The 13,955-nt window shown below is 27.8% G+C and carries 15 protein-coding genes; all 15 read left to right on the forward strand.

Annotated elements, in window-relative coordinates; genetic code table 11:
- The 15 genes from rfbC to FJR48_RS02550 are packed head-to-tail and all read left to right on the forward strand — an operon-like array spanning nt 1 to nt 13,948.
- Nucleotides 1-576: a dTDP-4-dehydrorhamnose 3,5-epimerase gene (rfbC, locus tag FJR48_RS02480; RefSeq protein ID WP_152306592.1), complete on the forward strand. Its 576-nt coding sequence runs from the start codon at nt 1-3 to the stop codon at nt 574-576.
- A complete protein-coding gene (gene rfbD, locus FJR48_RS02485) occupies nt 569-1,435 on the forward strand; it encodes a dTDP-4-dehydrorhamnose reductase (protein ID WP_152306593.1) in 867 nt (288 codons plus the stop codon). Before rfbC ends, rfbD begins: the two co-directional genes overlap by 8 nt.
- Nucleotides 1,435-2,451, forward strand: a complete 1,017-nt coding sequence (gene rfbB / locus FJR48_RS02490) for a dTDP-glucose 4,6-dehydratase (protein ID WP_188108606.1) — start codon at nt 1,435-1,437, stop codon at nt 2,449-2,451. Before rfbD ends, rfbB begins: the two co-directional genes overlap by 1 nt.
- The gene (locus FJR48_RS02495; RefSeq protein WP_152306594.1) at nt 2,441-3,898 is read left to right on the forward strand and encodes an MBOAT family O-acyltransferase; all 1,458 of its coding nucleotides are present in this window, start codon (nt 2,441-2,443) and stop codon (nt 3,896-3,898) included. The genes rfbB and FJR48_RS02495 overlap by 11 nt, the downstream gene beginning before the upstream one ends.
- Before the next feature lie 10 nt (nt 3,899-3,908).
- Nucleotides 3,909-4,979, forward strand: coding sequence for a hypothetical protein (locus FJR48_RS02500; protein ID WP_152306595.1), 1,071 nt, complete (start codon nt 3,909-3,911; stop codon nt 4,977-4,979).
- Nucleotides 4,972-6,054: an alginate O-acetyltransferase AlgX-related protein gene (locus FJR48_RS02505; protein WP_188108607.1), complete on the forward strand. Its 1,083-nt coding sequence runs from the start codon at nt 4,972-4,974 to the stop codon at nt 6,052-6,054. The genes FJR48_RS02500 and FJR48_RS02505 overlap by 8 nt, the downstream gene beginning before the upstream one ends.
- Entirely contained in the window at nt 6,047-7,129 is a 1,083-nt protein-coding gene (locus FJR48_RS02510; RefSeq protein ID WP_152306597.1) for an alginate O-acetyltransferase AlgX-related protein, read from the forward strand. The genes FJR48_RS02505 and FJR48_RS02510 overlap by 8 nt, the downstream gene beginning before the upstream one ends.
- The gene (locus FJR48_RS02515) at nt 7,122-8,165 is read left to right on the forward strand and encodes a hypothetical protein (RefSeq protein ID WP_152306598.1); all 1,044 of its coding nucleotides are present in this window, start codon (nt 7,122-7,124) and stop codon (nt 8,163-8,165) included. The genes FJR48_RS02510 and FJR48_RS02515 overlap by 8 nt, the downstream gene beginning before the upstream one ends.
- Complete coding sequence (locus tag FJR48_RS02520; protein WP_152306599.1) at nt 8,143-8,994, forward strand: hypothetical protein; 852 nt, start codon at nt 8,143-8,145, stop codon at nt 8,992-8,994. Before FJR48_RS02515 ends, FJR48_RS02520 begins: the two co-directional genes overlap by 23 nt.
- Nucleotides 8,991-10,049, forward strand: a complete 1,059-nt coding sequence (locus tag FJR48_RS02525) for a hypothetical protein (protein WP_152306600.1) — start codon at nt 8,991-8,993, stop codon at nt 10,047-10,049. The genes FJR48_RS02520 and FJR48_RS02525 overlap by 4 nt, the downstream gene beginning before the upstream one ends.
- 40 nt (nt 10,050-10,089) lie before the next feature.
- Complete coding sequence (locus tag FJR48_RS02530; protein WP_152306601.1) at nt 10,090-10,488, forward strand: sugar 3,4-ketoisomerase; 399 nt, start codon at nt 10,090-10,092, stop codon at nt 10,486-10,488.
- Nucleotides 10,485-10,994, forward strand: a complete 510-nt coding sequence (locus FJR48_RS02535; protein ID WP_152306602.1) for an acyltransferase — start codon at nt 10,485-10,487, stop codon at nt 10,992-10,994. Before FJR48_RS02530 ends, FJR48_RS02535 begins: the two co-directional genes overlap by 4 nt.
- Nucleotides 10,995-10,997: 3 nt before the next feature.
- Nucleotides 10,998-12,098, forward strand: coding sequence for a DegT/DnrJ/EryC1/StrS family aminotransferase (locus tag FJR48_RS02540; protein WP_152306603.1), 1,101 nt, complete (start codon nt 10,998-11,000; stop codon nt 12,096-12,098).
- Complete coding sequence (locus tag FJR48_RS02545) at nt 12,085-12,984, forward strand: glycosyltransferase (protein WP_152306604.1); 900 nt, start codon at nt 12,085-12,087, stop codon at nt 12,982-12,984. The genes FJR48_RS02540 and FJR48_RS02545 overlap by 14 nt, the downstream gene beginning before the upstream one ends.
- Complete coding sequence (locus FJR48_RS02550) at nt 12,920-13,948, forward strand: glycosyltransferase family 2 protein (RefSeq protein WP_152306605.1); 1,029 nt, start codon at nt 12,920-12,922, stop codon at nt 13,946-13,948. The genes FJR48_RS02545 and FJR48_RS02550 overlap by 65 nt, the downstream gene beginning before the upstream one ends.
- Nucleotides 13,949-13,955 lie beyond the last annotated feature (7 nt).

Here is a 13,955-nt window from a genome sequence, read left to right on the forward strand (position 1 = left end):
ATGAAGTTTACAAGGACGAAAATTCCTGAAGTTGTTATAGTAGAACCGATGGTTCACGGAGATGATAGAGGATACTTTGTTGAGACTTTTCGTGCAGATAAACTAGAAGAGTTTCTAGGGTATAAGATAAACTTTTGCCAGGATAATGAATCAAAGTCTTCAAAAGGTGTCTTAAGGGGACTACACTACCAATTAGCTCCTGCTGCACAAACTAAATTAGTACGTGTAATTCAAGGAAGAGTCCTTGATGTGGCAGTAGATATAAGAAAAGGTTCACCAACTTTTGGAAAACATGTAGCAGTTGAACTATCCGCTGAAAATAAAAAACAACTTTTAGTACCACGTGGTTTTGCTCATGGATTTGTTGTACTTGAAGATGATACAGTATTCGCATATAAAGTTGATAACTACTACAGTCCTGAAAATGACAGAGGTATAGCTTTTGACGATGTTGAAATAAATATTGATTGGAAAATAGCACATAGTGAATTAAACCTTTCAGCTAAAGATAAAGTTCAACCAAAATTAGATGAAGCGGTTGATATGTTTGAGTATGGTGTAAATTATTATGCATAATATTTTAGTTACTGGAGCTAATGGACAACTTGGTTCAGAGATAAGGGAGTTATCCTCAGATTATGAGAATAATTGTTTTTTTACAGATAGAAATGAACTGGATATTTCAAATTTAGAAGCTGTTAAAAATTATGTAGATAAAAATTCAATTGATGTTATTATAAATTGTGCTGCTTATACGGCTGTAGATAAGGCAGAAGATGATGAAAGTAATGCAGATGCAGTCAACAATGTAGCTGTAAAATATTTATCTCAGGTTTCAAAAGATAGAAATATAAAACTTATCCATATATCAACTGATTATGTATATGACGGAAAAAATTACAAGCCATACACTGAAGATGATATTGTAAATCCAAATAGTGTATATGGAAAAACAAAACTTGCCGGTGAAAAAGCTATGCAAGATATCAATCCGTCAAATTCAATTATAATTAGAACATCTTGGGTATATAGCAGCTTCGGAGCAAATTTTGTAAAAACTATGCTTCGTTTAGGTAAGGAAAAAGAACAACTAGGTGTTATTTTTGATCAAGTAGGAACTCCAACTTATGCGAAAGATTTGGCAAAAGCTATATTAGAGATTATTCCAAATATAAGTAATGAAAAAGTTGAAATATATAACTATTCAAATGAAGGTGTATTAAGCTGGTATGATTTTGCAAAAGAGATTATGCGAATGGCAAAACTAGATTGTAAGATTAACCCGATAGAAACTAAAGAGTATCCGACACCAGCGACTAGGCCACATTTTAGTTTACTTAATAAATCAAAAATAAAACAAACATTTAATATCACCATACCTTACTGGAAAGACTCTTTAGATGAATGTTTAAAAATTATGGGAGAAAGAAAATAATGAAATCAATATTGTTAACAGGGACTGCAGGTTTTATAGGGTCAAATTTCGTACCTTACTTTTTAGAAAAGTATTCAGATTATAAACTTATTAATCTAGATCTTTTAACTTATGCAGGTAATTTGGAGAACCTAAAAGAGTGTGTGGATAACCCAAGATATAAGTTTATTAAAGGTGATATATGCAACCGTGAATTAGTAGAGTTTATATTTAACGAATACGATATTGAAGGTGTTATACATTTTGCAGCAGAATCTCATGTTGATAACTCTATTAAAAATCCGGGAGTATTTATAGAAACAAATGTAAACGGAACTTTTACACTTATAGACGTAGCATATAAATACTGGATGGAAAAACCTTTTACATATAAAGAAAAATATAAGAAATGTAGATTTCATCATATATCAACTGATGAGGTATATGGAACTCTAAGTGATGATCCAAAAGATCTCTTTACTGAAGAGACACCATATGCTCCAAACTCTCCTTATTCAGCTTCTAAAGCATCTAGTGATATGGTAGTTAGATCTTATCAGGAAACTTATGGATTAAACACTGTTATTACAAACTGTTCAAACAATTACGGTCCAAAACAACATGACGAGAAACTTATTCCTACAATTATAAGAAAGGCATTAGCTAATGAAGCTATCCCAATATACGGTGACGGTAAGAATATTCGTGATTGGTTATATGTTCTTGATCATTGTAAAGGTATAGATAGAGTTTATCATACAGGTAAAGAGGCGAATGTTTATAATATAGGTGGACGTAATGAGCGAACAAACCTTCAAATAGTAGATAGAATATGTACAATACTTGATGAAAGAGTTCCAAAAGAAAAATCATATAAAGAATTGATTACTTTTGTTGAAGATAGAGCTGGACATGACAGACGTTATGCCATAGATGCAACAAAGTTAGAAAATGAGTTGGGCTGGAAAGCTGATGAAAATTTTGACACAGGAATAGTTTTAACTATTGATTGGTATTTGGAGAAATATGCTATTTAATTCACAAGAGTTTATCTTTTTATTTTTACCTATAACATTCTTTTTATATTTCTTTTTATTAAACAGAAGGTTAGTTGTAGGTGCAAAGGGATTGTTGGTCTTTGCATCATTGTTTTTTTATAGTTGGTGGAATATAGCTTATCTACCTATCATTTTAAGTTCTATGCTTTTTAACTATGTAGTCGGAAACAGTTTAAACGAAAATTTTTCTAAAGTAAAAGTTTCTAAGAAACTATTGCTTGGTGTTGGTATAGCTGCTAACTTATCATTACTTGGTTATTTTAAATATGCCGATTTTTTCATAAGCAATTTTAACTTGGCATTTGATAGTAATATGGATTTATTGCATCTAGCACTACCTCTTGCAATCAGTTTTTTTACTTTCCAACAAATAGCTTATCTTGTAGATAGTTACAGGGCTGAAACAAAAGAATATGATTTTTTAAATTATGCTCTGTTTGTTACTTTTTTTCCTCAGTTAATTGCAGGTCCGATTGTACATCATAAAGAGATGATGCCACAGTTTGCATCTAGATGGAACTTGGTTAAGAACTATAAAAATATAGCACTAGGTTTATTTATATTCTCAGTTGGTTTATTTAAAAAGGTAGTAATTGCTGATAAGTTTGCTATTTGGGCAACGGCAGGATTTGATAAAGCAGAGACATTAACTCTAATAGAAGGATGGGCTACATCACTTTCATATACATTTCAACTGTATTTTGATTTTAGCGGTTATACAGACATGGCAATAGGTGCTGCACTACTGTTTAATATAAAACTACCTATAAACTTTAACTCTCCATATAAAGCAAAAGATATACAAGACTTTTGGAGAAGATGGCATATTACACTATCAAGATTCTTAAAAGATTATATATATATCCCACTAGGAGGAAATAGAAAAAGTAGCTTTAGAACATATAACAACCTTATGGCTACATTCATACTTGGTGGATTATGGCACGGTGCAGGATGGACATTTGTGTTTTGGGGATTCTTACACGGTGCAGCTCTAGTAATACACAGAGCATGGAAAAGCTTTGGTTTTACAATGAATTCAATACTTGCTTGGTTTATAACATTTAACTTTGTAAATATAGCATGGGTGTTCTTTAGAGCAAAAGAGTGGGATGATGCTATCAAAGTCTTAAAAGCTATGGCTGGTTTGAGTGGGATTGAATTCTCAACTAAATATGCACAGAAGCTATCATTTTTAAGTGACTATGGTGTTACTTTTGGGCAGTGGTTACATAATATAAACGGCTCAAAAAGCATATCTTGGATATTTATAGCTTTATTAGTTGTTCTTATAGCTAAAAACTCTATGCAATTGCGTGAATCATTTAAACCTAATAAGTGGTACTTAATATTTAGTGTATCAATGGCTTTATATGCTATTTCAAATTTGAATAAATTATCAGAATTTTTATATTTTAATTTTTAATGGATAATAATTGAAAACATCTAAAAAGTTTGTATATATTTTCTCATTAACATTAGTCTTTTTTTTAATGTTTAGTTTTTTTACATATCACAAGTATGTTAAGTATGTAAACCCGACTGATTATGTCATTGGTGATTTGGTTAGAATGTCTTATCATAAAGGATTGGCTTTACCTAGATATAATGAATTTAATTTATCAAAACGACATATACACTATAATGATTATAAAAAACAGAATGTAGATATGATTACAATTGGTGATTCTTTTAGCAATGGGGGAGGAGGAGGTTTAAATAGATACTATCAAGACTATATAGCCACCTATAACGAGCTTGATGTTTTGAATATTCCTCAATTGTCTGGAACAAATAGTTATTTGGAAACAGTTGTTTTGTTATGTAATAGTGGATGGTTGGAAAGAAAAAAAATTAAATATGTTTTAATTGGATCTGTTCAAAGATTTGTGATTGACAGATTTGCAAAAGATATTAATTATGATTTAAATACTGATGCAAATATTGATCAAGAAATAATTAGTTCATATGACTCTTATAATCCAAAAGATGAAGATAAACAACAAATTACTTTTATAAATAATTTAAATTTAAATGCTTTAACATACAATTTAAATTTTCTTGTTAAAGGGTATGGTAAAAACAAGAAGTATTATATAGAAAAGTTAAATAATGATTTTTTTACTTCTGAAATTAAAAATGAACTACTTTTTTTCTATGATGATATTCGAGTTTTAAAAGATGAAACACTAAAAAATATTAAAAAAGTCAATGATAACTTCAATAATTTAGCTAAATTACTATCAAATAAAGGGATAAAATTGTATTTTATGCCATCAGTAGATAAATATAATTTGTATAGTCGTTATATAACCAGCAATAAATATACTCAAAGTGTATTATTTGAAGAATTGAGAAAACTACCAAAAGAATATATCTTAATAGATACAAAAAACATACTATCTAAAGAAATAGAGAGTGGTGCAAAAGATATTTTTTATCCAGATGAAACACATTGGTCATATAAAGCAAGTAAAGCAATTTTTAAGAGTGTTAAAATTGAGTAATTATAAAAAATATGTTTATATATTTTCACTGCTATTTCTTTTTAGTATTGGCTTTCATTTAACAGTTTGGAATGTTATATCTAAAAAGGTACTCTTAACTGATAAACAAATCTATAGAGGTGATTTAGGTCGTACATCATTTAAAGTAGATAGCATCAACTCAAGGCCTTCTTATTTGGTAAAAGAAGCTAGAAATTTGCCTAAAAAGCATATAGTGTATAAAGATTTAAAACCTAGAGAAACAGTTGATGTAATCACTATAGGAGATTCATTTGCAAATGCTGCCACTCAGGGAATTAATCCATATTTTCAAGATTATATTGCTACATATAATGACTTTAAAGTACTAAATATACTTCCCCATTTTGGAAATTTTATAGAAACTATAGCTGTTTTTTACAATTCAGGATTACTTGATGAACTAAGCCCTAAAGCTATAGTTATAGAGTCTGTTGAAAGATTTTGTATTCCTAGGTTTATCTCAAAATTAGATTTGTCTAAAAATATAGATAAAAGCAGACTAAAAAAAATTTTAGCAAAAGGTATAAATTTTTATCAAACTAAAGATCCATACATTAGTTTTATTAATTCTCAAAATTTTAGAGCCGCAAGTTTTAATATACAAAGAGTATATAATAACTACGGAAATTATAAATTTGCTATTTTATCTCCAATGAAAAGAGACTATTTCAGTACTAAAGACTCTAACACCTTGCTATTTCACAGAGAAGATATTGAAAATAATTATTTAATTACAAACGAGAATATACAGAGTTTAAACAACAATTTTAATAAGCTTGCCAATAAACTTAAGAATAAAGGGATAAAACTTTATTTTATGCCGGCAGTAGATAAATATAATTTATATGAGCCATATATTGAAAACAACAGTTATCCAAAGAGTCAATTTTTTGAAATTTTAAGAGGGTTACCTAAAGAATATGAGTTAATAGATACAAAGGCTATACTTTCACAAGAGCTAAAAAAAGGTGTAAAAGATTTATATTATGCAGATGATACGCATTGGAGTTATAAAGCCAGTGAAGCTATTTTTAAAAAGGTAAAGTTTGAATAGATTCAAAAAATATAGCTTTTTATTTGTACTATTTGTTTTAATAAGTGTTTTGTTTCATACTGTTGTTTGGCATATGATCTCAAAAAAAGTACTTTTGGTTAATGATGATCTATATAATGGTGACTTGGGGCGAATTTCTTTTAAAACTGACAGTATTTATCCTAGGCCTTCTTATTTGGTAAAAGAAGCTAGAAATTTGCCTAAAAAGCATATACTGTATAAAGATTTAAAACCTAGAGAAACAGTCGATATAATCACCATAGGAGATTCCTTTGCAAATGCTGCTACTCAGGGAATTAATCCTTATTTCCAAGATTATATCGCTACATATAGTAATTTAAAAGTGCTAAATGTTTTACCATACTTTGGGAATTTTATAGAAACAATTGTAATTTTTGATAATTCAGGATTACTTGATGAGTTAAAGCCAAAAGCTATTTTAATAGAGTCTGTTGAGAGGACTTCGTTGCTAAGGTTTGGAGTAAAACTTAATTTTGATTTATTTATGGAAAAAATAAAATTGGTTGAAAAACTTAAAATTCAAAAAAACTCATATGTAATGAAAGATAATATGATAAATTTTATTAATAATCAAAATACTACTGCATTGTTAAATAACATAGAAATAAAACTTAAAAAATATAAGAAGTATGATAAATTGTCTATGGTTAAGTTAAACAATGATTTTTTTAATGTAGATGATAAAAATTCTTTATTGTTTTATAATGAAGATATTGACGGAATAAATATAACAAGTCAAAAATCCATACAGAGTTTAAACAACAATTTTAATAAGCTTGCCAATAAACTTAAGAATAAAGGGATAAGACTTTATTTTATGCCGGCAGTAGATAAATATAATTTATATGAGCCATATATTGAAAACAACAGTTATCCAAAGAGTCAATTTTTTGAAATTTTAAGAGGGTTACCTAAAGAATATGAGTTAATAGATACAAAGGCTATACTTTCACAAGAGCTAAAAAAAGGTGTAAAAGATTTATATTATGCAGATGATACGCATTGGAGTTATAAAGCCAGTGAAGCTATTTTTAAAAAGGTAAAGTTTGAATAGATTCAAAAAATTTTCGAAATATTACATATATATCTTAATATTTATATTTTTGACTATAATAACTACAAATTACATGGTTGATCCATATCAGCAATATAGAAAAGCTTCTTTCTACACATTTTTAGTTAAAAATGAAAGGTATATCAACCCCGGTCTAATAAAGCATTATGAGTATGATTCATTACTAATCGGCACATCTATGGTCGCAAATTTTAAATCAAGTGATATTGAAAAAAAGCTTGGATTTAACAAAGTTTTGAAAGTACCGACTTTTGGGGGAAATATTTGTGAACAAGTAGAGACAATAGAATTCGCCCAAAAGTATAAAAAGATAAATAATATTTTGTTTGGATTAGACTTATATTCATTTAGCGGGTTTAACATACCGACAAATATAAAAGAAGATTTTCCTAATTTTTTGTATGATGATTCTGTGTTGAATGACTCAAAGTACCTATTTAATACAAGAGTTTTTACTAGATCTTTAAAGTCAATAACAAAAAGATATGATGAGAAAAAAATATCTGAACAATTAGATAATTTGTATGAGTGGCAAAGTAAATATGAAGCAATGTTTGATGGTGGAAACAATGCAAAAACAAACTATTTGTCACAAGTTAATAGATATAAGTCTTTTAGACATTATTATAAGTTTGAAATATTAAAAGATAATTTTAATAACTATCTTTTACCTCTCATAGAATCAAATAAAAATATAAATTTTTATTTCTTTTATCCTCCATATTCGATTTTATATTATAAGTTAATGCAAAATGCTGGATATTTAGAAGAGTATTTAAAGTTTAAGTCATATGTATTTTCGATTATGAAAAACTATAAAAACATTAAACTATATGACTTTCAAAGTGAAGATATAGTTACTTGTAATTTAGCTAATTATAAAGATATTACACATTATCATCAGCGTATTAATTTATGGATGCTAAATAACATGAGAATGAATACTTACTTAGTATCTAAGGATAATATTGATAAAATGATAAATAAACTTAATGAACAAGTTCAAAGATATTAGCGGAGACTTTATGGAATATGATGGTTTAGATGTTATCGAAATAGATAGTATCGTTTCTGATAAACTTTTTTCTATGTGTACGCTTGTATCCAATATAGATGAATACAAGTTGTTGTTGGATTCTGCAAAAAAAGCCGGTTTTAATAATGATAATACAGAGTTTATATATATCGATAATACGCAAGATAATAAATATGATGCTTATGATGGTTTAAATCAATGTTTAAATAAAGCTAATGGAAAATATTTGATTTTGGTTCATCAAGATGTAGAGTTCAAATTTGATAATATTGAGGTTTTAACAGATAAAATTAAAGAAATGAACGAGGTTGATCCTAAATGGGCAATTTTAGGAAATACCGGTTATGATATTAATGATATAAATACCCAATACACAAGAATTACAGATCCTGGACAGCTTGATGTACATAATGGACCTTTCCCTGCAAAAGTATCGTGTCCCGATGAAAATATTATGATTGTTAAGAATGAATTGAATTTAATGTTTTCTAAAAACATAGGGCATTACCATCTCTACGGTGCAGATCTTTCGATGCAGGCTCAGATGCAAGGATATCATACATATGTAATAGACTTTCACATACTACATAGAAGCGGTGGCTATCCAAACAAAAGCTTTTACGATACAAAATACAGAATGATTAAACAGTATCAAAAAGCATTGGAAATGAGGTTTTTTCGTACACCTTGCAGTCCTTTATTTCTATCTAGTTTTGGAGTATTAAATAAAATAATGAATTCAAAAGCAGTTTACAGCTTGAAAAAAAGAATAGATTCTTTAAGATATAGTAAAAAGCACTGTGAATGAACAATAAATATAGGTCTTATATTGTAAATTTTATAGCCTACATTAGCATCTTTTTAGGTTTACTAATATCGTTTAATATATTTATTGACCCTTTGTGGATGTTTACACATAAAAATTTTTTAAATAGTAAACAAATCGATTTTGATGAACGTGAACAAAAAACAAATTATATCAATTCTAATAGTATAAAAGATTTTGATTCAATCTTACTAGGTAGCAGTAGAAGTACTTTTATAAACCAAAATAGTTTTGCCGGTATGAAAGTTTATAACTATGCCGTCAATAGTATGTATCCCACTGAGTATAGAGAATATATAAATTTTTTTAAGGATAAAGTAAATAATGAATTAAAGTATATAATATTGGGAATTGATTTTTTTGGTACAAATAAAAAATTTCCTATAAATTTTAATAAACCGTCTTTTTATTTAGACAGAAGTAAGTCTATATTTTATAAATTTAAGAACTTATTATCATATGATATGTTTGAATTTTCAAAAAAAAATATTAAAAATTATTTTTATAATAAAGAGCTTATATATTATGATAGAAATAATATAAAGTACCATGATATTGTAGATGAAGCTACCAGAAAAACAAGATTTAAAATGACTTTGTTAAAGCATATAAATGATTTTAAAGATAAAAACTATGAATATAATGAAAATTATATTCAAATTTTTGAAAAAATAAAACAAGAAAATAAAAATTCTAAGTTCGTTGTTTTTACGCCACCAGTTACAGCGGATTTATTAGTTGCTTTAATTAGAGATACTAAAAGATATGATGAATATAAAAGATGGTTATATGATTTGATTTATACATTTGACAAAGTTTATCATTTTATGGATATAAACAATATGACAACTAATTTATTAAACTATCCGGATGATGATCATATGTATCCAAAGCATATCAATACAGTGGCAAAAATCATTAGTTCAGAAACTAATAAAAAAGATAATTTTGGAGTGCTTTTGGATAAAAATAATGTTAAAGAATATTTAGATGAACTTCAAAAAAAATTAAAATACTATGAAGTTAGGTATGAATAATTTTTTAAATTTGATAAAATTAGTTTGATAAAGGATTCGTTTGTTAGGAAAAATAATAGATTTTAAAATAAATGGAGATGATAGAGGTTCATTAATAGCTATAGAAGAAGGTTATAATGCACCTTTTGAAATTAAAAGAGTTTATTATATATTTGATACTAAGCTGGGAGTTGAGCGTGGATTTCATGCACACAAAAATCTTAAACAAATAGCAATAGCCGTAAAGGGAAGTTGTACATTTGTTCTTGATGATGGAAATAAAAAAGAAGAAGTTACTCTTACAAACCCAAATCAAGGTCTTTATATAGAAGGTTTAATATGGAGAGAGATGAAAAACTTTAGTAAAGACTGTGTTTTAATGGTAATTGCTAGTGAACATTATGATGAAAATGATTATATAAGAGATTATAATGAATTTTTAAAAGAAGTAAATAAATGATACATAAACTAGCTGATGTTCAAAGTGAAAATATTGGAACTAATACATATATTTGGCAGTTTTGTGTTATATTAAAAGAAGCTATCATAGGAAATAATTGTAATATCAATGCAAGTGTTTTGATAGAAAATGATGTGAAAATAGGTAATAATGTTACTGTTAAAAGTGGTGTTCAAATTTGGGATGGTATTACTTTAGAGGATAATGTTTTTATTGGTCCAAACGTTACTTTTACAAATGATTTTTTACCAAGAAGCAAACAGTATCCAAGTGAGTTTTTAAAAACTGTTGTAAAAAAAGGCTCATCTATCGGTGCAAACAGTACTATTGTAGGTGGAATAACTATAGGTGATTATGCTATGATAGGTGCAGGAAGTGTAGTAACGAAGAATATCGGTATGCAAGAACTTTGGTACGGAAACCCTGCTAGACATCAAGGATATGTTTGCAGATGCGGACAAAAATGCAATAAAGAATTAATTTGTGATGAGTGTAAAGGAAAGTAGTTAATGATACCTTTTTTAGATCTAAAAAAAATAAACAATCAATACAGAGATGAACTTGTTGAAGCTTGTGCAAGAGTTATAGACAGCGGATGGTATATCCAAGGGAATGAGTGTAAAGAGTTTGAATCAAATTTTGCAAACTACTGCGGTAGTAAATATGCAGTAGGTGTAGCAAACGGTTTGGATGCTTTGATTTTAATTTTAAGAGCATATAAAGAGATGGGTATTATGAGTGATGGTGATGAAGTTATAGTTCCATCAAATACATATATAGCTTCGATTCTCGCAATAACGCAAAACTCTTTAGTCCCTATATTAGTCGAGCCGGATATAAATACATACCTGATAGATGCAAATAAAATAGAAAAAAAGATCACACCAAAAACAAAAGCTATAATGCCTGTGCATCTATACGGTCAGACATGTGAGATGGATAAGATAAACTCTATTGCAAAAAAGTATAACCTCAAAGTTATAGAAGATTCTGCACAAGCTCACGGTGCTTATTTTAAGGATAATAGAGCCGGCAATCTCGGAGATGCAAGTGGATTTAGTTTTTATCCCGGGAAAAATCTAGGTGCTTTAGGTGATGGAGGAATAGTTACTACAAGCGATAAAGAATTGGCTGAAACTGTAAGAGCCTTGGGAAATTACGGAAGTCATAAAAAGTATGAAAATTTATACAAAGGCATAAATAGCAGACTTGACGAGATGCAGGCTGCAATGCTCGGTGTAAAATTAAAATACTTAGATAATGAGATAAAAAATAGAAAAGAAATAGCAATGTACTATTTAGAAAATATAAAAAATAGTAGTATTGTTTTACCGACTGTTAGAAAAGAAGATAATCACGTATGGCATGTATTTGTTATACGTTCAAGTGATAGAACAAAGTTGCAAAAACACCTATTAAAGTATGATATTCAAACATTGATACATTATCCTATTCCACCGCATAAACAAGAAGCATATTCCGAATGGTCTAATGAACAATATCCTATAAGTGAACAAATACATGACGAAGTATTAAGTTTACCTATCAGCGGTGTACAGACTATGGAAGATACAAAAAAAGTAGTGGATGCGATAAATGAATACAAGTAATCCGCTAGTAAGTATAATTATCCCTTTTTATAATCATAACGATTATATTTATAAAACTCTTGATTCTGTTTTGGAAGATAAATATTCAAATAAAGAAATAGTAATTATAAATGACGGTTCATCAAATCCGAATGATAGTAATATAACAAAGTGGATAGATAAGAATTCAGAAATAATAAAGATAAAATATATCAAAAGAGAAAATAAAGGCTTGACTAAAACTTTAAATGAACTAATCTCATTAGCAAAGGGTAAATACATCTTATTATGTGCAAGTGATGATTATTTAATTAATAATACTATTAAAAGTAGAGTTGACATTCTGGAAAATAATCCTGACAAATATTTATTGTTGTCAGATGCAATCGTTATTGATGAAAATAATAATATTATATATGAAAGTAGTCTTTTTGATTTATATAAGGGTAAAAAAGAAAATTATTTTAATGATGATGGATTAAAAACAGAAATCACATCCAATTGGTCAGTTGCTGGTGCTACGCATTTAATAAGAAAAGAGTTGTATGATCTAGTTGGACTATATGATGAAAATCTGTTAGTTGAAGATTATGACTTCTTTTTAAGAGTTGTTGCACGTGATTTTATTTTATATTATGATGAAAAAGTATCAGCATATAGAAGACATGAAACAAATGTTTCAGGTGATATTCTAAAAGAGTTGAAGATGTTTAAAGAGATTAAAAAAGTAGTTCTTAAAAATTTGTATTTGTTTGATGATAAATACAAACATAAACTATTGACAGTAGTAGAATATTATGAAGATAAAATGAAAAATTATTATTTAAGAAACTTTATAAGAATTGCTAGAAAAAAAACAAAAAGACATAGAGATAAAGTTAAAAAAATATTTAGAAAGAAGAAGTAAAATGATATCTATTGCAATGTGTACCTATAATGGGGAAAAGTATATAAACGAGCAAATAGATTCTATTTTAAATCAAACGTATAAAGATTTTGAACTTGTAATAACGGATGATGGTTCAACTGATAATACAATAGATATTATAAAAGAATATCAAAAGAATGATGAGAGAATAAAGCTTTATAAAAATGAAAAAAATTTAGGTTTTATAAAAAATTTTGAAAAAGCGATTTCTTTATGCAGTGGTGATCACATAGCTTTAGCTGATCAAGATGATTCTTGGAAAAAAAATAAGTTGGAAGTTTTTATTAATGAGATTGATGAAAATATTTTAATATATTCAGATGCTATATTAATGGATGAGGAGTCAAACCTTGTCGATAATGCAAAACAATTGGTACGTCCGGAAAACAATTTAGTATCAGGAAGTAACAACAAAGCATTTTTGCTTACAAACTGTGTATCTGGTAATACAATAATGTTTAAAAGAGAACTTATAAAACATATATTGCCAATACCGGAAAATATAAGTTTTCATGATATATGGATTGCTTTTGTCGCTACATCTATAAGTTCAATAACATATACACAAGAGAGTATGACATATTATAGAAGATATCCTGAACAAGTAACAAGTACAAGAGTTAAAAACTATAAAGGTTTTTTTGATAGGTTAAACAAAAAAACAAACATAAGAGTTGACAGAGCTAAAGTAATAGCAAGAGACTTGAATACTATGCTTAGTTCCGGATTATTTACAAAAGATGAAGATAAGTATTTGGTTAAATTACTTATAGAACATTATAAAAATTATGAAAATATTTTTTACAACAAAAAACTACATAAATATTTAAATAAGTATAGAGATGAAGTATTTGCAATATACAGGACAAAAAAAAGAACGAAACGTCTAATTAGAACCTGTATAGGGCTAAAGTTACATAAATTAACTTGTTTTGTCGCTTAAGGATATA

The organism is Sulfurimonas lithotrophica, from assembly GCF_009258225.1.
GTDB classification, from domain to species: domain Bacteria; phylum Campylobacterota; class Campylobacteria; order Campylobacterales; family Sulfurimonadaceae; genus Sulfurimonas; species Sulfurimonas lithotrophica.

Coding starts and splice junctions, on each gene's coding strand:
- FJR48_RS02540 (WP_152306603.1), top strand. CDS start 10,998: ATGATACCTTTTTTAGATCTAAAAAAAATAAACAATCAATACAGAGAT.
- rfbB (WP_188108606.1), top strand. CDS start 1,435: ATGAAATCAATATTGTTAACAGGGACTGCAGGTTTTATAGGGTCAAAT.
- FJR48_RS02495 (WP_152306594.1), top strand. CDS start 2,441: ATGCTATTTAATTCACAAGAGTTTATCTTTTTATTTTTACCTATAACA.
- FJR48_RS02525 (WP_152306600.1), top strand. CDS start 8,991: ATGAACAATAAATATAGGTCTTATATTGTAAATTTTATAGCCTACATT.
- rfbD (WP_152306593.1), top strand. CDS start 569: ATGCATAATATTTTAGTTACTGGAGCTAATGGACAACTTGGTTCAGAG.
- rfbC (WP_152306592.1), top strand. CDS start 1: ATGAAGTTTACAAGGACGAAAATTCCTGAAGTTGTTATAGTAGAACCG.
- FJR48_RS02520 (WP_152306599.1), top strand. CDS start 8,143: ATGAACAAGTTCAAAGATATTAGCGGAGACTTTATGGAATATGATGGT.
- FJR48_RS02535 (WP_152306602.1), top strand. CDS start 10,485: ATGATACATAAACTAGCTGATGTTCAAAGTGAAAATATTGGAACTAAT.
- FJR48_RS02545 (WP_152306604.1), top strand. CDS start 12,085: ATGAATACAAGTAATCCGCTAGTAAGTATAATTATCCCTTTTTATAAT.